Genomic DNA, 20,483 nt, shown 5'->3' with positions numbered 1-20,483 from the left:
GTGCCGCCGCGGCAGTGGCGGCGGCGCCCCCGGACCGGTCACCGGCTCAGTCGACCTCGGCCACCGCCTCCGCGAACTGCGCCTTGTACAGGCGCGCGTAGGCACCGTCGGCGGCCAGCAGCGCGGAGTGCGCCCCCTGCTCGACGATCGCCCCGTTCTCCATGACCAGGATCGTGTCCGCGTCCCGGATGGTCGACAGCCGGTGCGCGATCACGAACGAGGTCCGGCCGTGCGCGAGCTTCGCCATCGCCTTCTGGATCAGCACCTCGGTGCGGGTGTCCACCGAGGACGTCGCCTCGTCCAGCACCAGGATCACCGGGTCGGACAGGAACGCCCGCGCGATCGTGATGAGCTGCTTCTCACCCGCGCTGACCCCCGCCCCGTCGTCGTCGATCACCGTGTCGTAGCCGTCGGGCAGCGTACGGATGAAGCGGTCGGCGTGGGCCGCCCGCGCCGCCTCCTCGATCTCGCCCCGGGTGACCTCGCGCGCCGCCCCGTACGCGATGTTCTCGGCGATCGTCCCGCCGAACAGCCAGGTGTCCTGGAGCACCATCCCGATCCCGGCCCGCAGTTCGTCGCGGGACATCCGCGCGATGTCGGCCCCGTCGAGCGTGATCCGGCCCCCGGACACCTCGTAGAACCGCATCAGCAGATTGACCAGCGTGGTCTTGCCCGCCCCGGTCGGTCCGACGATCGCGACCGTCTGCCCCGGCTCCACCGCCAGCGTCAGATCCTCGATCAGCGGCTTGTCCGGGTCGTACCGGAAGGACACGCCCTCCAGCGCCACCCGGCCCCGCAGCTCCTGCGGACGCAGCCCCGGCACGGGGTCCGCCGACTGCTCCGGCGCGTCGAGGAGTTCGAAGACGCGCTCGGACGAGGCCACCCCGGACTGCACCAGGTTCGCCATGGAGGCGAGCTGCGTCAGGGGCATCGAGAACTGCCGCGAGTACTGGATGAAGGCCTGCACGTCACCGATCGACAGCGAGCCGGAGGCGACCCGCAGACCGCCGACCACCGCGACCAGCACGTAGTTCAGGTTCGACACGAACAGCATCAGCGGCTGCATGACCCCGCTGTTGAACTGCGCCCGGAACCCGGCCTCGTACAGCGCCTCGTTCTGCTCGGCGAACTGCCGCGCCGACTCCTCCTGCCGCCCGAACACCTTCACCAGCGTGTGCCCGGTGTACATCTCCTCCACATGCGCGTTCAGCTGACCCGTCGAGCGCCACTGCTGCACGAAGTGCGGCTGCGACCGCTTGCCCACGTACGTCGCCACGGACAGCGACAGCGGGACCGTCACCAGCGCCACCAGCGCCAGGATCCAGGACACCCAGAACATCATCGCCAGCACGCCGATGATGGTCAGCAGCGAGTTGATCAGCTGTCCCATCGACTGCTGGAGGGTCTGGCCGATGTTGTCGATGTCGTTGGTCGCCCGGCTCAGCACCTCACCGCGCTGCCGCTTGTCGAAGTACGACAGGGGCAGCCGCGACAGCTTCGTCTGCACGTCCTCGCGCATCCGGTACATCGTCCGGTTGACGGCCCGGTTCACCAGCCGCGTCGCCACCGCCATCAGCAGCCCCGCGACCACGAACACCACCAGCGCCAGCAGCAGTACGTTCCCCACCGCGTCGAAGTCGATGCCCCGGCCCGGCGTGAAGTCCGTGCTGCGGAGCATGTCGGCCACGGCGCCGTCACCGCGCTCGCGCATGGCGTCGAGCGCCTGCTCCTTGCTCGTCCCGGCCGGCAGCTCCCGGCCGACGATCCCCGAGAACACCAGGTCGGTGGCGTCGCCCAGGATCTTCGGGCCGATCACCGACAGCCCCACGCTCACCACCACGCACAGCAGCAGCGCGCCGATGGTCAGCCGCTCGTGCCGGAACCGGCCGACCAGCCGGCGTCCCGACACCCGGAAGTCCATCGAGCGATGGTCGGGGCCGGTCCCGGCCATCATCCGCCCCATCGGACCGGCCATCAGGCAGCCTCCGCTTCCGTCAGCTGGGAGAGCACGATCTCCCGGTAGGTCTCGTTGTCCGCCATCAGCTCGCGGTGCGTCCCGGTGCCCACCACTCGGCCGGCGTCCAGCACGACGATCCGGTCGGCGTCCCGGATGGTCGCCACCCGCTGGGCGACGATCACCACGGTCGCCCGCGCGGTCTCCCGGGTGAGCGCCGCGCGCAGCGCGGCGTCGGTGGCGTAGTCGAGGGCGGAGAAGGAGTCGTCGAACAGGTAGATCTCGGGGCGCTGCACCAGCGTCCGCGCGATCGCGAGCCGCTGCCGCTGACCGCCGGAGACATTGGTCCCGCCCTGCGCGACCGGCGCGTCCAGCCCGCCCTCCAGCCCCTCGACGAACGCCTTGGCCTGCGCCACCTCCAGCGCGTGCCACAGTTCCTCGTCGGTCGCGTCCGGATTGCCGTACCGGAGGTTGGTCGCGACCGTGCCGGCGAAGAGGTACGGCTTCTGCGGCACCAGCCCCACGGTGCTGGCCAGCACCCTCGGGTCGATCGTCCGGACGTCCACCCCGTCGACCAGCACCTGCCCGTCGGTGACGTCGAAGAGCCGGGGCACCAGCCCGAGCAGCGTGGACTTGCCGCTGCCGGTCGAGCCGATCACGGCGGTGGTCTCACCGGGCCGGGCGACCATCTCGATGCCCCTCAGCACCGGCTCCTCGGCACCCGGGTAGCGGAAGCCGGCCCCGCGGATCTCCAGATGCCCGTGCCGGTGCAGCTCGCGCACCGGCGCCACCGGCGGCACGACGCTGGAGCCGGTCTCCAGCACGTCCTGGATCCGTTCGGCGCACACCTCGGCGCGCGGCACCATCATGAACATGAAGGTGGCCATCATCACGGACATCACGATCTGCAGCAGATAGGCGAGGTACGCCGTCAGGTCACCGATCTGCATTCCGCCGCTGTCGATGCGGTGGGCGCCGAACCACACCACCGCGATCGACGAGACGTTCACGACCGTCATGACGATCGGGAACATCAGCGCGAGCAGCTTGCCGGTGCCGAGCGACACCTCCGTCAGGTCGGCGTTGGCCTTCCGGAAGCGGTCCTGCTCGTACGCGTCGCGCACGAAGGCGCGGATCACCCGGTTGCCGGTGATCTGCTCGCGCAGCACCCGGTTGACCGTGTCCAACCGCACCTGCATCGAACGGAACAGCGGCCGCAGCGACCGCACGATCAAGGTCACGGTGAGGCCCAGCAGCGGCACCACGGCGACCAGTACCCCGGACAGCGGCACGTCCAGGCCGAGTGCCAGCACGATGCCCCCGACACACATGATCGGTGCCGACACCATCAGGGTGAAGGTCATCAGGCACAGCATCTGCACCTGTTGCACGTCGTTGGTGGTCCGCGTGATCAGCGAGGGCGCGCCGAAGTGGCCCACCTCACGCGCGGAGAACGACTGCACCCGGTCGAAGATCGCGGCGCGCACGTCCCGGCCGAGCGCCGAGGCGGTGCGGGCGCCGTAGTAGACGGCACCGATGTTGCACACCACCTGGACCAGCGAGACGCCGATCATCACGGCGCCGAAGGACATGATCCGACCGGTGTCGCCGAGGACGACACCGTTGTCGATGATGTGGGCGTTCAGCGTGGGCAGGTAGAGGGTCGCGCAGGTCTGCAGGAACTGGAGCAGCACCAGCACGGCGATGGGTCTCTTGTAGGGCCTGAGGTAGGTCCGCAGCAGTCGTATGAGCACGCTGTTCTCTCGGAGTCGGCGACAGGGGGGTGAATGGTTGCCCCTGGCCCCTATCGTCGGACACTCCACCCGCGTTACCTCAACCCGTGCGGCCCGAAGGCCGACAGGCCCTAGACGTGGAACGCGCCCGGATGGGTCTGCTCCCGCACCGAGACGTACTGCTGGCGCACCGCCTGCCCGACCGCCAGGTCCTCGCCGGGCTCCAGCACCTGCGCGACCGCGCCCTGCCAGGCCGGCGGCGTGCGCGGATCGAGGGTGCCCTGGGACGCGCCGAGTGCCCATGCCGCCTGCCGGGCCGCCCCGATCGCCGCGTAGTCCGCGGGCTGCGGTACGACGACCTGCGCCCCGAACAGCGAGGGGGCCGAGGCCTGGACGGCCGGCAGCTCGGCCGCCGCCCCCAGCAGGAAGACCCGCCGCACCTCCACCCCGCGCCCGCGCAGGACGTCCAGCGCGTCGGCCAGGCCGCAGAGCATGCCCTCGAAGGAGGCCCGCGCCAGATGCTCCGCCTTCATCGACTCCCGCCGCAGCCCGGTCAGCGTCCCCGCGGTGTGCGGCAGCGAGGGCGTGCGCTCACCCTCCAGATAGGGCAGCAGCACGAGACCGTGGGAGCCGGGCGTCGACTTCATCGCGAGGTCGGACAGGCTCTCCAGGTCGGGCAGCCCGAGCAGCTCGGCGGTGCCGCGCAGGGTGCGCACCGCGTTCAGCGTGGTGACCACGGGCAGATGCATGCCGGTGGCGTCGGCGAGGGAGGTGATCATCCCGGAGCCGTCCTGGAGCGCCTCGGGGTGCACGGCCATCACGGAACCGGAGGCACCCAGCGAGACGACCGCGTCCCCGAAGCCGAGGCCCAGCCCGAAGGCGGCGGCCATGGTCTCGCCGGTCCCGGCGGAGATCAGCAGTCCCTCCGGCGTCGTACCGGCCGCCTCGGACGGCCCGATCACCTCGGGCAGCATGACCTGGTGACCGAGCGCCAGCTCCACCAGGTCGGGCCGGTAGCCGCCGATGGCGGCGGACCAGTAGCCGGTGCCCGAGGCGCCGCCCCGGTCGGTGGTCCGCCGGACCGGGCGGCCCAGCAACTGCCACACCAGCCAGTCGTGCGCCTGCATCAGCAGGGCGACCCGGGCCGCGTTCTCGGGTTCGTTGCGGGCGAGCCAGCGCAGCTTGGTCACCGGCTGGGCGGCCTGCGGCACGGAGCCCACGGCCTGCGCCCACGCCTCGCGCCCGCCCAGCGCGTCGATCAGATCGGCCGCCGAGACCTGCGCCCGCTTGTCGGCGCCGACCAGCGCGGGCCGCACGGTGCCGCCCTGCGCGTCCAGCGGTACGAGGGCGTTCTGCTGGGCGGAGACCCCGATGGCCTGCACGCCTTCCAGCAGTCCGCCGCCGGCGGCCTCGCCCAGGGACAGCAGCCACGCCTGTGGATCGACGTCACTGGGCCGCCCGCCGCCCTCGGCGCCCTCCACCGGATGCGGCGCGTAGCCCTGCCGCAGCACGGCTCCGGTGTCCGCGTCGCAGACGACGATACGAGTGAAATCGGGCGAACTGTCCAACCCGGCGACTATCCCCATGGCTCAAATTCTGCCGCAGAGCCGCCCATGCTCGGGCCGTGGGCGCCCTCTCAGGTGTTGCTCGTGCCCCAGTCGTCCTCCGCCGAGCCGTTGATGTTGCGCTCGCGCAGGGAGCGGACGCGATGGGCGACCGAGTCGGGCATACGGTCGCCGACCTTCTCGCTCACCGTGTGGAACGCCTTGCCCGCGAACTGGCGGCCCTGCAGCGCGGCCGTCTCGGCGGTGTTGCGGACGGCGGGGTTCTGCGCGACCTGCCGCGCGGTCTTCTTCAGTTGCTCGTAGCGTTCGCGCCCGGCCCGTGTGCCCAGCACGTAACCCAGAGCGAGTCCGACGACGAACGTGAGCCGGTAACGCATGGCGGCCACCCTTCCCTTGCGTAGGTCCTCTGGCGCGGCCTCGAGCCGGGAGTACCGATTGGCGAAGCACCCCCCTGCTTGCGCTAATGTATGTGTCGCAGCGAGCGCGCGCCCCCTGGCGGATACCCAGGTGAGTACGTTCGATGCAACGAGGCATTCCTCCGTAGCTCAATTGGCAGAGCAGCCGGCTGTTAACCGGCAGGTTACTGGTTCGAGTCCAGTCGGGGGAGCTCGGTCCTCCGTAGCTCAATTGGCAGAGCAGCCGGCTGTTAACCGGCAGGTTACTGGTTCGAGTCCAGTCGGGGGAGCAGCCTGAAGAGGACCCCGTCGGGGTCCTTTTTCATGTCCGGCGGAACCGCCCGGGCCATGGGGAAGTCCTCAAGGTCATGTGAAGCCGACCATCCGGAGCAGGAGATCGTATGAGCGGCTATGCTGCGGCAGACGGCGCGTACAAATGTGCGCGACACGCCGCTATGGGGCGGTAGCTCAGCCGGTTAGAGCAGCGGACTCATAATCCGTCGGCCGTGGGTTCGAGTCCCACCCGCCCCACCACCCACCCCGGGTGCAGAAGCGTTTCTGGTCCATCGGGCCGTCGGGTTCAACGAGCGTGGGGCCCCGAGGACACCCACGCGGGTGGTCGTCCCCTTCGCCGCGCCGGAGCCGGGCATCTGCCGGGGTGCGGCTGACGATGATGCGGGCGTGACCGCTGCGATCCTTCGCCCCCTGGTGTCGGCACTGCTGATGTCGACCACGCTGCTGATGCCCGCGCCCGCCCAAGCGGCCTTGACGCCACGGCCGGTGACCGCGTCCGAGCGCGGTACGGACGCGTATCTATACGCCGTCCGGGACGACCCCCGGCTCCTGGCCGATTTCTTCCGCCGGCTGCCCAAAGGGGCGGACCTGCACCAGCACCTCTCCGGTGCGGCCGCCACGGAGTATCTGATCGAGCTGGCCGCCGAGGACGGGCTGTGCGTCGACACCGCGACGACGACCGCCGTCGCGCCGCCGTGCGGGCCCGGGACCCGCCCGGCCGCCGACGCCCGTACCGACCGGGCCTTCCACGAGACGATCCTGCGCGCCTGGTCCATGCACGGCTTCCCGCCCGGCGGGAGGGGCCACGACCACTTCTTCGCCACCTTCGGCAAGTTCGCGGCGGTGAGCGAGCCGCACCGCGGCAAGCTGCTCGCCGAGGTCGCGGACGACGTGGCCGCGCAGCAGCAGTCCTACCTGGAGACCATGGTCACCCCGGCCGCCGCGGCGGCCGAGCGGCTCGCCGACGAGGTCGGCTGGGACAGCGACCTCACACGGATGTTCGCCGGACTCACGGCCGGGGGCGAGCTGGACCGGCTGGTGGCCGAGGCCCGCGCGGAGGCCGACGCCGCCGACGCCGAGTTCCGTGCGGCCGCCCGCTGCGACACCGGTCGTCCGCGGCCCGCCTGCGCGCTGCCCGTCCGGTTCATCTCCCATGTGCTGCGCGGCGGTTCACCGGAGCGGGTGTTCACCCAGATCGCGCTCGGCATGCGCCTGGCCGAAGAGGACCCCCGCTTCGTCGCGGTCAACCTCGTCCAGCCCGAGGACGGGGAGGTCGCCCTGCGCGACTACCGCCTCCACATGCGCATGCTCGACCACCTGCGCCGCCTCCACCCCCGCGCGCACCTCACGCTGCACGCCGGAGAACTGGTGCCGGGGCTGGTCAAGCCCGAGGACCTGACGTTCCACATCCATGACGCCGTCCACGTCGCCGGCGCCGAGCGCGTCGGCCACGGGGTCGACCTGCTCCACGAGCACGACCGCCGGCGCACGCTGCGCACCATGGCCGCCCGCGAGATCGCCGTCGAGGTGCCCTTCACCAGCAACGCCCAGGTCCTCGGGGTGCGCGGCGACGACCATCCCTTCGACGTCTACCGCCGCCACGGCGTCCCCGTCGTGCTCGCCACCGACGACCCCGGCGTCAGCCGCACCGACATCGGCGCCGAGTACCGGTACGCGGCCTTGACCTACGGGCTGTCGTACCCGGATCTGAAGGATCTGGCGCGGGCCTCGCTGGAGTACGCCTTCCTGCCGGGCCGGAGCCTGTGGCTCGGGAGCCCGGCGCGGGACGGGTACCGGCCGGTGGCCGCCTGCCGGGGACAGCGTCCCGGGGAGCCCGCACCCGGGACGGACTGCCGCCGGCTGCTGGAGCGCAGCCACAGAGCCCGGCTCCAGTGGCGGCAGGAGGCCGCCTTCGAGCGGTTCGAGGAGGCCTTCGGCGGCGGCGGGACGCGGGGGACCCGCTCGTAGGCGACCCGCTCACCGGCCCCTTCGCGCCAGGGCCCGGCGCAGCGCCTCGCGTACCTCGCCGGGCGGGGGCGGGGCCTCGCTCTCCGCGCCGGAGGTGATGGCCGCGGCGACCGTGTGGAGCTTGGTGTTGGACAGCTGGGAGGCCTCGCGCAGGATGTGCCAGGCCTCGTCGGAGGTGCAGGAGTGCGTGGCCATGAGGATGCCGCGGGCCTGGTCGATCACCGGGCGGGAGGCGATGGCCCGGCGCAGGTGCTCGATCTCCTCGCGCAGTTCGTGGAGCTGTTCCGCGCGCTCCAGGGACACGGAGGAGGACAGCGGGGCGCGCGAGCGCAGGCCCTGCGGGTTCGGGTCCACGGGGCGCAGGGGGTCGGAGGTGTCCAAGCCGATCAGCTCCAGGATGCGGCGCGGCTGGCCGTGCCAGTTGGTGGCGGAGACCGCGATCAGGTGTCGTTGCCCGTGGTCGCGCAGGGTGTCCAGGAAGTGTTGTCCCGCCGTGTCCATGAAGATCACGCCGGTCATGTCCAGCTCCACCCGCCGGGTGGAGGCGGGGAGTTCGGCGAGTGCCGCGGCGAGGACGGCATCGCATCCGTGGACGATCTCACCCCGCGCGCGGAGCACGGCCCGGCCACTGCCGTCCGCGCCCCCGTCGATGGTGAGTGGATACGACCGCTCCGCGAGAGAGGGTGGTGCCACTGGGGTCATGTCACCGCCTTCGTGGTCCCCTGAAGCCCTGGGCGGCCGTCGACGTCCTGGCGCGACGTCACTTCCGCCCACGGCTCTTCACGTTTCCCGATGTCGTGTGGAGCCCCCCGCCGCCCCGATGCTGAACGTGCGCCTGCCCGGGGTGCGGCGCCCTACACCCCCCGGTCGCCGAACTTCCTGGATTGACCGGATCGCGTCGGGGTACGAGCGACGGTGACCAGGAGGAGGGGGAGTCGGCAGTGACCATCCGGTACCGCATGACGCACCGTCCCGGCGGCACGGCGGCGGCGCTGACCGTCGCACCGCTGGCCGAGCGGTTCGGCGTGCGCGCGGTGGGCGAGGTGGGGCTGACCACGCGACGGATCTGGGAGAGCGCGCTGGAAGAGGTGGTGCGCGACGGCCGGGACGTGTGCCATCTGGAGCTGTCCGCCGTGACGTTCGTGGACGTCGGGGGCGCCGACGTGCTCGTGGACGCCGCGCGGCGGCTGCCCGACGGCCGGCGGATCGTGCTGCACCGGCCGCCGCAGGCCCTGTGCCGGACCCTGGAACTGTTCTGGCCCGATCTGTCGGCGATCGAGGTGACGACGTCATGAGCGCACCGGCCGAGTCCTCCGACTCCGTCGGGTTCGCCGACCGTCCGGCCCGGTCCGAACCCTTCGCGCACCCCGCCCTGTTCTACGCCGGCGAGACCGAGTACCTCGACGGCGTCCTCCCTTTCGTCCGCGCGGGCCTCGCCGCCGGGGAGCCGGTGGCGGTGGCCGTGCCCGGCCGGAACCTGACCCTGATCCGGGACGGGCTCGGCGACCTGGCCGACGCGGTGCGGCTGCTCGACATGCGCGAGGCCGGGCGCAACCCCGGCCGCATCATCCCCGGTGTGCTCCACGCGTTCGCCGACGCCCAGCCGGCCGGCCGCCGGGTCCGGATCGTCGGCGAGCCGATCTGGGCCGGCCGCACGCCCGCCGAGCAGCCCGCCTGCACCCAGCACGAGGCCCTGATCAACGCCGCTTTCGGCGGCCGCCGGATGACCGTGCTGTGCCCGTACGACACCGCCGCCCTGGACGACGAGGTGCTCGCCGACGCCCGCGCCACCCATCCGACGGTCGTCGCCGCGGGCCGGGAGCAGAGCAGCGCGGAGTACGACTGGGAGGGCGTCGCCCGCCGCTGCAACCTGCCCCTGCCCGTCGTGCCGGACGCGCCCGCCTTCCACTTCACCGCGGACACCCTGCCTGACGCCCGGCACGCCGCCACCGCCGAGGCGGCGCGGTTCGGGCTGGCCGGCATCGGGCTGGAGGACCTGGCGCTGGCCACCGCCGAGCTGACCACCAACAGCGTGGTGCACGGCGGCGGCTCGGGCGTGCTGCGGCTGTGGGCCGAGGACGGGCACGTGGTGTGCGAGGTGCGCGACGAGGGACGGCTGACGGATCCGCTGGCGGGCCGCCGCCCGGCCTCCCGTGACCAGCGCGGCGGTCGGGGGCTGCTGCTGGTGAACATGGTCGCCGACCTCGTCCGGGTGCACGCGGACGAGTCGGGTACGACGGTCCGCTGCTGGTTCTCCCGCTGAGGCGGCTACGCCGGGGGCTGCTGGAGGGTCAGGATCGTCGCGCGGACCTCCTCGATGGTCGCGTGGAGTTCGTCCACCGCCCGTCCGAGCCGCTGGTGGACGGCGCCGGCCTCGGCGCGGCGCTGGGCGCCCTCCAGCATCAGCGCGGTGGCGAACAGCCGTTGCACGACCAGGTCGTGCAGATCGCGGGCGATCCGGTCGCGGTCCTCGTAGACCGCGAGGCGGGCCCGGCTGTGCCGGGCGTCGGCGAGGACCAGGGCGAGCGCGGCCTGGGAGGCGAACTGGCCGGCCAGCAGCCGCTCCAGGGGTGTGTACGGGCGGTCGCCGCGCAGCCGGGGCAGGGCGAGGGTGCCGATCAGCCGGCCGCCCGACTGCAACGGCAGCAGCATGCTGGGGCCGAACCGGTGCCGCACCCGGGTCGTCATACGCGGGTCGGTCGCCGAGTCGTCGACGAAGACCGGCTCGCCGCCGAGGAGTTGTTCGAGGACGGGGCTGCCGGGCGCGATGGTCGTGCCGACGAGGTCGGCGGGGTCCTCGTGGGCGGCGACGACGATCTCCATGCCGCCCGCCTCGGTGGGCAGCAGGATGACGCCGGCGGCCGCGTCGGCGAGGAGCCGGGCCCGTTCGGCGACCGTCCTCAGCGCGTCGTCGGCGCTCTCGCCGCCGAGCAGCGCGGTGGTGACGGCGGCCACGCCCTCGATCCAGCGCTCCCGCTGCCGGGCGGCCTCGTACAGCCGGGCGTTGCCGAGGGCGATGCCGGCCTGGGCGGCGAGGACGTGCAGCAGTTGCTCGTCCTCCGTGGTGAACGGGCCGCCGCCGTGCTTGCCGGCCAGCCGGAGATGGCCGAACTCCTCGGCGTCGACGTGGATCGGTACGTCGAGGGTGGGGGTGCGCGGGGGTGTGGGGGGCGAACCCGCCCCGCGGATCTCGTCCAGGCCGTCGTGGCCCGGGTCGCGCGGGCGGAGGGCGGCGTACCGGGCGCCGGTCAGTTCGGCCGCGCCGTCGACGATGCGCTGGAGGGTGGCGCGCAGACCGAGGTCGGCGCCGACGCCGAGGACGGCCCCGAGCAGGAGGGCGGGGAGGCGGGGTGCGTCGGGCATGTCCGGCCCGGGGCCCGTGCGGCGGCTCAGCTGCCCAGCGGATCCAGCTCCAGCGGTTCGATCCTGCCCTCCAGCATGGTGCCGAGGCCCTGCACCGCGCAGACGTCGGGCCGCTCGGCGATGTGCACGGGCATGCCGGTGGCCTGCCGCAGCATCTGGTCGAAGCCCGGGAGCAGGGCGCTGCCGCCGACCATCATGATCCCCCGGTCGGCGAGGTCGGCCACCAGGTCCGGCGGGCAGTCCCGCAGCACCTTGCCGATGCCGTCGAGCACCGCGGTCAGCGGCGTCTGGATGGCCTCCCGCACGGCGGCGGTGTCGATGCGCACGCTGCGGGCGAGACCGGTGGCCACGTCGCGGCCGTGGATCTCCGTGGAGGCCGGCCCCTGAGGGGTGAGCCCGTTGCCCGAGAGGGCGATCTGCAGCGGCCGCACCGACTGGCTGGGCAGCACCAGTTCGTGTTCGTGCCGCAGGTGCTGCACGATCGCGTGGTCCACGGCCTCGCCGCCGACCGGGATCCGCACGGCGGTGACGATGGAACCGAGGGAGAGCACCGCGACCTGCGTGGCGGCGGCCCCGCACACCAGGACCATCGTCGCCTCGGGCTGCTCGACCGGAAGACCGCAGCCGACGGCGGCCGCGATGAGCGTGTCGACCAGTTCGACGCGCCGGGCCCCGAGGCCCACGAGGGTCTCGATGGTCGCGCGCTGGGCGAGCGGATCGGCGTCGTGCGGGGTGCACGCGGCGGCCCGCAGCCGGGGCTTGCGGCGCAGGTGCCGCCGCATCTTGTCGCCGAGCAGATGGCGCAGCATCCGCTGGGCCATCTCGATGTCGACCACCGTGCCGCCGGACACCGGCCGTACGACCCGGATGTAGTCCGGCGTGCGTCCCGTCATCTGCTCGGCGAGCTCACCGACCGCGATCAGCGCTCCGCTACGGGTGTTGACGGCGGCAGCCGACGGCTGGTCCACGACGAGCCCGGCGCCCCTGACGTACACCCGCGTCCGCGCCGCCCCCAGGTCGACGGCGAAATGGCAGCGCCGCAGCTGTTCCAGACTGGCGGTCATGGCGGTCCTCCCGGGCCTGCGAGCCGAGGTGCCGCCGGTCGGCGGGCCCTCTTCTGCATCGTGCGGGGGGTCGGACGGGGGCCGCCTTCTGGAGGGGGCCGGGCGGGGTGCGGCCGTACGGGTGGTCGTTCGGAGCGCCGCGCCCGGGACGCTTGACGCGGACGGCGCCGCCCCCCCCTGGGACGGGGAGGGGCGCCGTCGTGCCGCTCGGACCGTCAGATCGCTCCGCCACGGTCCGCATTACGTCGCTCGCGCACCGTGAGCATCGTCCGCCACGCCTGCCCCACTCGCCCTCATGAGTGATGATCACCTGTTTCAGGGAACAACTGCTCACTTGTTCGGGCCATGCCCAGGTCCACCAAGTCCTGCGGCCGGAGCCGGAGTTGGCCGGCCGTCGACTCCACCTCCTGCGGTGGCCGCTTGAGGATCGCGGCGGCCGGCTCGGGGGCTATGACCGAGAAGTAGCTGTCGGGCGTCGCCCAGGTGCTGCCCGGGGCGGCCAGGGCGAGCGCTCCGCCGGAGCCGCCCTCGCCGATCACCAGGGTCGTGACCGGGGTACGGGCCGCGGCGACCGCGGCGAACACGTCGGCGATCGCCGCCCCCGCGCCCTGCCGCTCCGCCTCCGCGTCGTTCGCGGCGCCCGGGGTGTCCACCAGCGTCAGCACCGGGATGCCCAGCCGGTCCGCGAGCCGGATCAGCCGGGCCGCGGTGCGGTAACCGGCGGGGCGGGTCGCCGTACCGGTCTGGGCCGCGTACGCGACGGTGCGGCCCGCGTGGACTCCGAAGCCGCACAGCATGCCCTCGTCGGTGCCGCCGCAGCGGTCGCCGCTGATCGCGACCCGCTCGGTGAAGTAGGCGTCCAGATAGCTCCGTGCGCGGGGGCGCCGCGGCGAGCGGGCGCGCAGGACCGCCTCCCAGCCGGTGGCGGGCAGGTCGGTCGCGCCCAGGGGGCGGGGCGGGGGCGCCGGTGCGGTGGACGGCGCGGTCAGCAGCCGCAGCCAGCGCCCGAGCACCGGCCGCAGTTCCTCCGGGGCCACGACCGCGTCGGCGGCACCCGCCGCCACCTGGGCCTCCGCCGTGTACGCGGCGGGGTCGGCGCCGGCCGGGCGGACCCGGGAGCCCGCGAACCCGACCTGGGCGCCGGGCAGCGCGAGGATCACGTCGGCGCCCGCGCCCAGGGTGGCCCAGCCGCCGCCGGTGGTCGGGTCCCGGACGACGGCCAGCTGCGCCAGCCCGGCCTCGCGGGTGAGCGCCGACTGCCGTGCCACGCGCTGGAGCTGGGTGAGCGCGACCATGCCCTCCTGCATACGGCTGCCGCCGGTGGCGATCAGCGCGACGACCGGCAGCCGGTGGGCGCGGGCGTGGCTGTACGCCGCCTCCAGCCGGTCGCCGGTGCGTTCGCCGAGCGAGCCGCCGAGGAAGCCGAACTCGAAGGCGACGAGGACCGCTTCGGTGCCCTCGACGTGGGCGGTGCCGCAGACGACGGACTCCTCCTCGCCGGTGCGCTCGGCGGCGCGGGCGCGGGAGGCGTCGTAGCCCTGCCAGTTCAGGGGGCCGTCGGGGGCGGACCGCCGTGCCGGGTAGGGCAGTTCGGTGAAGTCCTCGGTGACGAGGGCGAGGGCCGCGCGGGCCGAGGGGCGCTCAGGCATGGCTGCCCAGGGACCGCTTCATGATCTTCCCCATGTCGTTGCGGGGGAGCGCGTCGAGGTGGTGGACGACCCGTGGCCGCTTGTGCGGGGCGAGCCGGCGGGCGACGTGATCGGCCAGTTCCTCGACACCGGGCGGGAAACGGGGGTCCGCCGGGACGACCCAGGCGACGATCCGCTCGCCGAGGTCCGGGTCGGGCTCCCCGGTGACGGCGGCCTCCCGCACCCCGGGATGCTCCAGGAGCGCGTTCTCGATCTCACCGGCGCCGATCTTGTAGCCGCCGCTCTTGATGAGGTCGGTGGCCTTGCGGCCGACGATGCGGACCTGGCCGTCCGGATCGCGCACCGCCATGTCGCCGGTACGGAACCAGCCGTCGGCGGTGAAGGCGGCGGCGGTGGCGTCGGGGCGGTTGAGGTACTCGGTGAACAGGTTCGGGCCGCGCACCTGGATCTCGCCGACGCTCTCCCCGTCGTACGCCGCCAGCGGCGTCCCGTTGTCCTCCACCAGCCGCAGCTCCACGCCGGGGAGCGGGACGCCGACGGTGCCCGCGCGGGCCTCGCCGTCGGCGCGGACGGCGGTGTTCATCAGCGTCTCGGTCATGCCGTAGCGCTCGACGACCCGGCGGCCGGTGGCCGACGCGATGCGCTCGTGGTCGTGCATGGGCAGGGCGGCCGAGCCCGAGACCAGCAGGCGCGCCCCGGCCAGCGCCTTGACCAGCTCGGGGTCGGTGGGGAGGGCCTCGGCGATGCGGTGGTACATCGTCGGGACGCCGAAGAGCATGGTCCCGCCGGTGCCCAGCTCCCGGGCCACGCCCTCGGGGCTGAACCGGCCCAGGTGGCGGACGGATCCGCCGCGCCGGAGCGGGCCGAGGATCCCGAGGACCAGTCCGTGCACATGGAACAGCGGCAGCCCGTGCACCAGCACGTCGTCGCCGGTCCACCGCCAGGCGTCGGCCAGTGCGTCGAGGGTCGAGGCGATCGCGCGGCGCGGGATCACGGCGCCCTTGGGCGGGCCGGTGGTGCCGGAGGTGTAGACGATCAGGGCGGGCGTGGCGTCGTCGGCGTCCTGCGCCGGGGCGGTGCCGGTGGCCCGGACGTCGACCTCGACGCGCGGCAGGCCCGCGAGCGCGGCGGGGAGTTCGGCGCCGGGCGCGGTGAGGACCAGGTCCGGGGTGCTGTCGGCCAGGATGTGGCCGAGTTCCTTCTCGCCGGACTTCGGGTTCAGCGGCACCGCGGCCACCTGGGCGGCCAGGGCGCCGACGGTGGCGACGGCGGTCTCCAGGTCCGGGGTCGCCCAGACGGCGACGCGGCCGGCGGCACCGATCCGCTCGGCGACGGCACCGGCCGCGGCGGCCAGCGCCGCGTACGTCAGGGAGCGGTCGCCGAAGGCCAGGGCGGGCAGCCCGGCCGGCCCTTCGGCGAGGGCCGGAAAGAGAGGGGACACGCGGCGTACTCCTTGGTGATCGGGCGTCGGGCGTCGGGCTTCGGAGGTCGGGCGTCGGGCGTCGATGGTGAGTGGTCGGTGGGCGGCGTCGGGCTTGCGTGGTCGGTGGTCCGGTGTGCGCTGTCGGGCTTGAGGGTCGGCGTGCGTCGGCGGTGGGTGGCGGGCGGCGTCGGGCTTGCGTGGTCGGGCTCGAGGGTCGGCGTGCGGCGGCGGTGGTCGGTGGCCGGCGTCGGTGGCCGGCGGCGGGCTTGCGTGGTCGGTGGCCGGCGTCGGCGGGCGGCGTCGGGCTTGCGTGGTCGGTGGTCCGGTGTGCGCTGTCGGGCTTGAGGGTCGGCTTGCGTGGTCGGTGGTCCGGTGTGCGCTGTCGGGGGTCGGCGTGCGGCGGCGGTGGTCGGCGGGCCGGAGCGGTCGAGGCGGGGTCATCCGAAGCCCGGTACGACCATCACCAGCCAGACCACCGCGGGGACGACGGCCACCACAATTCCCCCGTACACCATCAGCTGCCGGAAGAAACGCTCACGGTCGACGTCCGGCGCCGCGGCCAGCACCAGCGCCCCGTTCGTCGAGAACGGGCTGACGTCCACGACCGTCGCCGACACCGCCAGCGCCGCCACCATGCCGACCGCCCCGATCTCGCCCTGGGCGAGGAAGGGGACCGCCAGCGGGATCAGCGCGCCCATGATGCCGACCGATGAGGCGAACGCCGAGACGATCGCGCCGATGTAGCAGAGCAGCACCGCGGCCAGCAGGGGTACGCCGATGCCGCCGACGCCCTCGCCGGCCCACGTGATGGTGCCCATCTCCTCGAGGACACCGACGTAGGTCAGGACACCGCAGATGAGAAGGACGGTGGGCCAGGCGATCTGGCCGACGGCGGCGCGGCTGTCGTCGGGCCAGGCGGCGCTGAGGACGACGGCCAGGGTGATCGCGGTCAGGCCCGCGTCGAGGTCGAAGGCGAGGACCGCGACGACGAGGGCGACGAGGGACAGGAGGGTGGTGACGCGGGCGGGGGTGAGCGGGGTGGGGGCCCCGACGGGCTGGTCGGTGCGGGTCGCCACCGCGGTGGCGGAGCCGAGGGCGCCGGGTTCCGGCGTCGGTTCCGTGCGGGCCCGCCGTGGCCGGTCGCGCGGTTCCCCGAGCCCCTCGGCGGCGTCCGCGTCGCCCTTGCGCCCGAGGCGCAGGCCGCCGCACACGGCGTACACCACACCCGCGATGACGAGGTTGGCGACGAGCGAGGCGAGGAAGAGGACGACCTCGTTGCCGGGGAGCTTCTCGCGTTCCACGATGCCGTTGACGATCGTGCCGTAGATGCTGATCGGCGAGAAGCCGCCGGCCTGCGCGCCGTGCACGACCATCGCGCCCATCAGCAGGGGGCTGATCCGGTAGCGGGCGGCGAAGCTCAGGGCGACCGGCGCGACGATGGCGACGGCGGCGGGGCTGACCGCGCCGATGGCGGTGAGGGCGCCGGTGAGGGCGAACATCACCCAGGGGATCAGGGCGACACGGCCCCCGACCAGACGCACGGCGGCGTGCACCAGCCAGTCGGTGGTGCCGTTGGCGCGGGCGATCGCGAAGAGGTACGTGACGCCGACCAGGACGACGAACAGATCGCCGGGGAAGCCGGCGAAGATGCCGTCCGCGTCGAGGTCGGCGACCAGGGTGCCGACTCCGAAGGCGGCGGCGAAGGACAGGGCGCCCATGTTGATCGAGCGGGTGGTGGCGATGACGAACACCACCACGAGGACGAGGATGGAGATCAGTTCTGGGGACATACGGGCTCCCGTCGTTGGGCCCCGGAGTGGACGAGTGGCTGAGCCAATGGGGGGATCGAGCGGCTGGCTGGCCAGCGTGGTGGCGGCAGCGGGGCGCGTCAAGGGGTCGCGCAGGAATTGGCTGAGCCACTTAACCACTCGCCGGCCCGGTGCTACGCTCCCGCCGTGACCGACGCCCTGCGCCCGATGGCGAAGCAGCAGCGCCTCTACGAGCAGGTGCTGGACCGGCTGCGCGACTACGTCACCGAGGGCGGCCTGCGCGCCGGCGACCGGCTGCCGCCCGAACGGGACCTGGCCGCCCGGCTCGGGGTGAGCCGGGCCTCGGTGAAGCAGGCGATCGTGGTGCTGGAGGTGCAGGGCCTGGTGGAGGCCCGGCACGGCGGCGGTACGTACCTGGTCCGCGACACCCTCGAAGTGGAACCCGTCGAGCGGATGGTGGACCGTCGCCGGCGCCTGCCCGACGTGCTGGAGGCCCGCGAGGCGCTGGAGACCAAGCTCGCCGAACTCGCCGCCGAGCGGCGCGAGGAGGACGACCTGACGGCGATGCGCGCGGCGCTGGAGCACATGGCCCGGGAGATCGAGCAGGGCGGGCACGGCGTGGAGGGCGACCGCCTCTTCCACGCGGCGGTCACCGAGGCCGCGCACAGCGCCCTCCTCGCGGAGTTCATGCGTTCCATCGCGGACCAGATCGCGGAGAGCCGCACCGAGTCCCTGCGCCAGCCGCACCGCCCCGCCCGCTCCCTGGCCCAGCACCAGGCGATCCTGGACGCCGTCGAGGCGCGGCGGCCCCGCCAGGCGGCGGCCGCGATGCGCCGCCACGTCCGCACGGTCGCGAAGGTCCGCCTGCTGTCCTGGGACCCGGCCGAGGACCACTGACCGTCCCGGTTGTTAGCCTGCGGGCGACCGGCCGCGCGAACGCGTGTGCCGGCCAGGTCCGTACGAGGAGGGAGGGCGCCGTGGCACGGATAGCCCTGGCCACCTGCCGCCCGGGTCCCGAGGTCAGCGTCGACCCGGACATGCCGGGGCTGGTGGCGGCGTTGAGGGAGGCGGGGGCCGACGCGGTCGCCGTGGAGTGGGACCGGGACGACGTCGACTGGGGCGGGTTCGACCTCGTGCTGATCCGGTCGACCTGGGACTACAGCTGGCGGTCCGCGGAGTTCCTGGAGTGGGTGGCGGCCTGCGGCAAGGCCACGCGGCTGGCCAATCCGGCCGACGTGGTGCGCTGGAACACGGACAAGCGGTATCTCGGGGAGCTGGCGGCGGCCGGCGTGCCGGTGGTGCCGACCCGGTACGTCGCGCCGGGGGAGGCGGCCGAGCTGCCGCACGACCGGGAGTTCGTCGTCAAGCCGACCTCGGGGGCGGGGGCGCGGTTCGCGGCCCGGTACACGCCCGACCAGCACGGGAGCGCCGTACGGCATCTCGACCGCCTGCACGCCGAGGGCTTCACCGCGATGGTGCAGCCCTACGTCGCCGGCATCGACGTCAGCGGGGAACGGGCGTTGCAGTTCTTCGGCGGGCGCCTGCTGCACGCCAGCCGCAAGGGTGCCGTGCTGGCCCGGGGCACGGCGTACGACGAGCGCAAGATCGCCCATCCGGGGCTGGAGGTCTGGGAGCCGACGCGGGACGAACTGGCCGTCGCCGAGCGGGCGCTGGGCGCCGTGCCCGGTGCGCCCGAACTGCTCTACGCCCGTGTCGACCTGGTCGACGGGGAGGGCGGGGAGCCACGCGTGATGGAGCTGGAGCTGGTGGAGCCGAACCTGTTCCTGTCGCTGCACGGCGCTTCCGTGCCGCGGGTCGTCGAGGCGGTGCTGGCGGCGGCCGGGCGGTGACCGGCGGGCGTGCCGGTGGGACCGCCGGCACGCCCGGGACCGCGTTCACAGGACCCGGCGGCCGCCGATCATCGTGCGCTGGAGCAGGCCCCAGGTGAACTCCGCCGTCACCTCGTGGCGCCGGCCGTCGGTGTCGTCGGCGCTGAAGGCGAGGCCCCAGCGGGTGGGGGCCGTGCCCTCCAGCGGGCGGGCGGGCGCGAAGGCGCGGGCCGCGTCGTCGACCGTGCAGGACCAGGGGTAGAGGTCCTCGACCGTGTGCAGCTCGGCGGGCTTGGCGTCGGGGGCGCGGACCAGCCATTCGTTCCAGACCGCGCCACCCGGGGCGAGCAGCACCTCGAAGCGCAGGTCGGGCCAGAGCGGGACCGGCCACTGCCAGGCCTCGCAGTCCAGGTCGCCGATGCGGCGGGAGATCGTCCACTCCGGGGCGCCGAGGATCGACCGGTGCCTGCTCTGGGCGGCGCGGACGCGCGGTGAGCGCAGCAGCATCTGCCAGCGCCGGTTCGCGTCCTGCATACGGTTGACGGAGACGCCCAGCTCTCGGCGGGCGTCCTCGACCAGGTCGGGGTTGTGGTCGGCCATGCGGCGCAGCAGGACCACTTGGAAGTCGACGGGGGTGAAGGAGCTAGTGGGGTTCTCTGCGGAGGACGGCATGCGGACCATCGTCGCCCATTCGGCCCCTTCCCGGGCGCCGTCCGTCCGGAAGGAACAGTACGGAGTTGACGTATCTGATCCGGTCGTGTAATGGGAGCACGCGTCGCACCAGGCCGTGCGCGGCGACGTGCGAGGTGGCTGCCTGGTGTTCCTCCAGGGGGAAGTCGGCAAGCGGGATCCACCGGTTCTCGGGGAGTACCCAGCCGTCATATCCGAGCGATCCCAAATACGTCAGGACGGGCGAGACCGGCTGGATACGGGACTCCAGTTCGACGAACAGGGCCGGGCGGTCACGGGTCAGCAGGGCCCTCCCGCCGCGCAGGACCGCCAGCTCGCTGCCGTCCACGTCGATCTTGACGAAGCCGACGTCCCGCAGCTCCAGACCGTCCAGCGCCACGCACCGGACGTCCACGGCGTGGGCGTGGATGTCCCGTCGGACGAGGGACGACACCCCACGGTTCCCGGTGTCGTCGGCCGGCAGCCACAGCCGGGCCGAGCCCGGGCCGTCCGAGGCGGCGGCCTGGATCACCCGGACGTTGCGCGGGGCGGTCGCCGTGAGCAGGCGGGCCAGGTGCGGGACCGGTTCGAGCGTCACCACCCGGCGGGCGAGTCCGGACAGGCGGTGGGTCCAGGGGCCGTACCAGCCGCCGATGTCCACCGCCGTGCCGCAGCCGGGCGGGCACAGCTCGGCGATCCTGGCCAGCTCCGGTTCGAAGCGCGGGTAGACCGCGCGGGCGGTCGCCGCGACGAGGCGGGCCGGCAGGAAAGGGGCGAGGCGGGCGGCGAGCGTGGTCATGGAGCCATC

General features: G+C 73.5%; 16 protein-coding genes, 3 tRNA genes and 1 pseudogene. 8 read left to right on the top strand and 12 right to left on the bottom strand.

Annotated elements, in window-relative coordinates; translation table 11 throughout:
* Positions 1–46: 46 nt before the first annotated feature.
* The 4 genes from ACIP2X_RS26230 to ACIP2X_RS26215 form a co-directional block, all read right to left on the bottom strand.
* Entirely contained in the window at positions 47–1,975 is a 1,929-nt protein-coding gene (locus tag ACIP2X_RS26230; RefSeq protein ID WP_401676948.1) for an ABC transporter ATP-binding protein, read from the bottom strand.
* Positions 1,975–3,708 carry an ABC transporter ATP-binding protein gene (locus ACIP2X_RS26225; protein ID WP_401676946.1) on the bottom strand — a complete coding sequence of 578 codons (1,734 nt, stop codon included), beginning with the start codon at positions 3,706–3,708 and terminating at the stop codon, positions 1,975–1,977. The genes ACIP2X_RS26230 and ACIP2X_RS26225 overlap by 1 nt, the downstream gene beginning before the upstream one ends.
* 110 nt (positions 3,709–3,818) lie before the next feature.
* Positions 3,819–5,273: an FGGY family carbohydrate kinase gene (locus ACIP2X_RS26220; protein WP_401676944.1), complete on the bottom strand. Its 1,455-nt coding sequence runs from the start codon at positions 5,271–5,273 to the stop codon at positions 3,819–3,821.
* A 50-nt stretch (positions 5,274–5,323) separates the two neighbouring features.
* On the bottom strand, positions 5,324–5,629 hold the full coding sequence (locus tag ACIP2X_RS26215; RefSeq protein WP_401676942.1) for a YtxH domain-containing protein: 306 nt from the start codon (positions 5,627–5,629) through the stop codon (positions 5,324–5,326).
* A gap of 157 nt (positions 5,630–5,786) precedes the next feature.
* Here ACIP2X_RS26215 and ACIP2X_RS26210 point away from each other — a divergent pair.
* The 4 genes from ACIP2X_RS26210 (at position 5,787) to ACIP2X_RS26195 (ending at position 7,909) form a co-directional block, all read left to right on the top strand.
* Positions 5,787–5,859: transfer RNA gene (locus ACIP2X_RS26210), tRNA-Asn, on the top strand.
* A gap of 5 nt (positions 5,860–5,864) precedes the next feature.
* A tRNA-Asn gene (locus ACIP2X_RS26205) sits at positions 5,865–5,937 on the top strand.
* Between the two features lie 167 nt (positions 5,938–6,104).
* Positions 6,105–6,181: transfer RNA gene (locus ACIP2X_RS26200), tRNA-Ile, on the top strand.
* A gap of 189 nt (positions 6,182–6,370) precedes the next feature.
* On the top strand, positions 6,371–7,909 hold the full coding sequence (locus tag ACIP2X_RS26195; RefSeq protein ID WP_401677248.1) for an adenosine deaminase: 1,539 nt from the start codon (positions 6,371–6,373) through the stop codon (positions 7,907–7,909).
* Between the two features lie 9 nt (positions 7,910–7,918).
* Here ACIP2X_RS26195 and ACIP2X_RS26190 read toward each other — a convergent pair whose 3' ends face one another.
* Positions 7,919–8,611, bottom strand: a complete 693-nt coding sequence (locus tag ACIP2X_RS26190) for an ANTAR domain-containing response regulator (RefSeq protein WP_401676940.1) — start codon at positions 8,609–8,611, stop codon at positions 7,919–7,921.
* 257 nt (positions 8,612–8,868) lie between these two features.
* Here ACIP2X_RS26190 and ACIP2X_RS26185 point away from each other — a divergent pair, with 257 nt between their 5' ends.
* Complete coding sequence (locus ACIP2X_RS26185; protein WP_401676939.1) at positions 8,869–9,204, top strand: STAS domain-containing protein; 336 nt, start codon at positions 8,869–8,871, stop codon at positions 9,202–9,204.
* The gene (locus ACIP2X_RS26180) at positions 9,201–10,172 is read left to right on the top strand and encodes an anti-sigma factor RsbA family regulatory protein (protein WP_401676937.1); all 972 of its coding nucleotides are present in this window, start codon (positions 9,201–9,203) and stop codon (positions 10,170–10,172) included. Before ACIP2X_RS26185 ends, ACIP2X_RS26180 begins: the two co-directional genes overlap by 4 nt.
* An 8-nt stretch (positions 10,173–10,180) precedes the next feature.
* On the opposite strand, the pseudogene ACIP2X_RS26175 reads toward ACIP2X_RS26180, so the two are convergent.
* The 5 genes and pseudogenes from ACIP2X_RS26175 to ACIP2X_RS26155 form a co-directional block, all read right to left on the bottom strand.
* Positions 10,181–11,272, bottom strand: a pseudogene (locus ACIP2X_RS26175) (GAF domain-containing protein); the annotation flags it as partial.
* 26 nt (positions 11,273–11,298) lie between these two features.
* On the bottom strand, positions 11,299–12,336 hold the full coding sequence (locus ACIP2X_RS26170; RefSeq protein ID WP_401676935.1) for a rod shape-determining protein: 1,038 nt from the start codon (positions 12,334–12,336) through the stop codon (positions 11,299–11,301).
* A 293-nt stretch (positions 12,337–12,629) separates the two neighbouring features.
* Positions 12,630–13,985 (bottom strand): carboxyl transferase domain-containing protein, encoded by a 1,356-nt coding sequence (locus tag ACIP2X_RS26165; protein ID WP_401676933.1) that lies wholly within the window; start codon positions 13,983–13,985, stop codon positions 12,630–12,632.
* The gene (locus tag ACIP2X_RS26160) at positions 13,978–15,426 is read right to left on the bottom strand and encodes an acyl-CoA synthetase (protein WP_401676931.1); all 1,449 of its coding nucleotides are present in this window, start codon (positions 15,424–15,426) and stop codon (positions 13,978–13,980) included. Before ACIP2X_RS26160 ends, ACIP2X_RS26165 begins: the two co-directional genes overlap by 8 nt.
* A gap of 419 nt (positions 15,427–15,845) precedes the next feature.
* On the bottom strand, positions 15,846–17,198 hold the full coding sequence (locus ACIP2X_RS26155; RefSeq protein WP_401676929.1) for an SLC13 family permease: 1,353 nt from the start codon (positions 17,196–17,198) through the stop codon (positions 15,846–15,848).
* Between the two features lie 165 nt (positions 17,199–17,363).
* On the opposite strand from ACIP2X_RS26155, the gene ACIP2X_RS26150 reads away from it, so the two are divergent.
* A complete protein-coding gene (locus tag ACIP2X_RS26150; protein ID WP_401676927.1) occupies positions 17,364–18,074 on the top strand; it encodes a FadR/GntR family transcriptional regulator in 711 nt (236 codons plus the stop codon).
* A gap of 80 nt (positions 18,075–18,154) precedes the next feature.
* Complete coding sequence (locus ACIP2X_RS26145; protein WP_401676925.1) at positions 18,155–19,027, top strand: RimK family alpha-L-glutamate ligase; 873 nt, start codon at positions 18,155–18,157, stop codon at positions 19,025–19,027.
* Between the two features lie 45 nt (positions 19,028–19,072).
* On the opposite strand, the gene ACIP2X_RS26140 is transcribed toward ACIP2X_RS26145, so the two are convergent.
* Both ACIP2X_RS26140 and ACIP2X_RS26135 read right to left on the bottom strand, forming a co-directional pair.
* A complete protein-coding gene (locus tag ACIP2X_RS26140) occupies positions 19,073–19,687 on the bottom strand; it encodes a hypothetical protein (RefSeq protein WP_401676923.1) in 615 nt (204 codons plus the stop codon).
* A complete protein-coding gene (locus tag ACIP2X_RS26135; protein WP_401676921.1) occupies positions 19,650–20,474 on the bottom strand; it encodes an FkbM family methyltransferase in 825 nt (274 codons plus the stop codon). Before ACIP2X_RS26135 ends, ACIP2X_RS26140 begins: the two co-directional genes overlap by 38 nt.
* Positions 20,475–20,483: the final 9 nt, after the last annotated feature.

This window comes from Streptomyces sp. NPDC089424, assembly GCF_044749345.1.
In the GTDB taxonomy this organism is placed as follows: domain Bacteria; phylum Actinomycetota; class Actinomycetes; order Streptomycetales; family Streptomycetaceae; genus Streptomyces.
Note: the sequence above shows the minus strand (reverse complement) of the source record. Positions and strands in the feature narration are given on the sequence as shown.

Bases quoted from the DNA above. Each gene is read 5' to 3' on its own strand.
- ACIP2X_RS26230 (WP_401676948.1), bottom strand. From the start codon at position 1,975: ATGGCCGGTCCGATGGGGCGGATGATGGCCGGGACCGGCCCCGACCAT.
- ACIP2X_RS26155 (WP_401676929.1), bottom strand. From the start codon at position 17,198: ATGTCCCCAGAACTGATCTCCATCCTCGTCCTCGTGGTGGTGTTCGTC.
- ACIP2X_RS26165 (WP_401676933.1), bottom strand. From the start codon at position 13,985: ATGCCTGAGCGCCCCTCGGCCCGCGCGGCCCTCGCCCTCGTCACCGAG.
- ACIP2X_RS26135 (WP_401676921.1), bottom strand. From the start codon at position 20,474: ATGACCACGCTCGCCGCCCGCCTCGCCCCTTTCCTGCCGGCCCGCCTC.
- ACIP2X_RS26140 (WP_401676923.1), bottom strand. From the start codon at position 19,687: ATGGTCCGCATGCCGTCCTCCGCAGAGAACCCCACTAGCTCCTTCACC.
- ACIP2X_RS26220 (WP_401676944.1), bottom strand. From the start codon at position 5,273: ATGGGGATAGTCGCCGGGTTGGACAGTTCGCCCGATTTCACTCGTATC.
- ACIP2X_RS26185 (WP_401676939.1), top strand. From the start codon at position 8,869: ATGACGCACCGTCCCGGCGGCACGGCGGCGGCGCTGACCGTCGCACCG.
- ACIP2X_RS26190 (WP_401676940.1), bottom strand. From the start codon at position 8,611: ATGACCCCAGTGGCACCACCCTCTCTCGCGGAGCGGTCGTATCCACTC.
- ACIP2X_RS26170 (WP_401676935.1), bottom strand. From the start codon at position 12,336: ATGACCGCCAGTCTGGAACAGCTGCGGCGCTGCCATTTCGCCGTCGAC.
- ACIP2X_RS26215 (WP_401676942.1), bottom strand. From the start codon at position 5,629: ATGCGTTACCGGCTCACGTTCGTCGTCGGACTCGCTCTGGGTTACGTG.
- ACIP2X_RS26195 (WP_401677248.1), top strand. From the start codon at position 6,371: ATGTCGACCACGCTGCTGATGCCCGCGCCCGCCCAAGCGGCCTTGACG.
- ACIP2X_RS26180 (WP_401676937.1), top strand. From the start codon at position 9,201: ATGAGCGCACCGGCCGAGTCCTCCGACTCCGTCGGGTTCGCCGACCGT.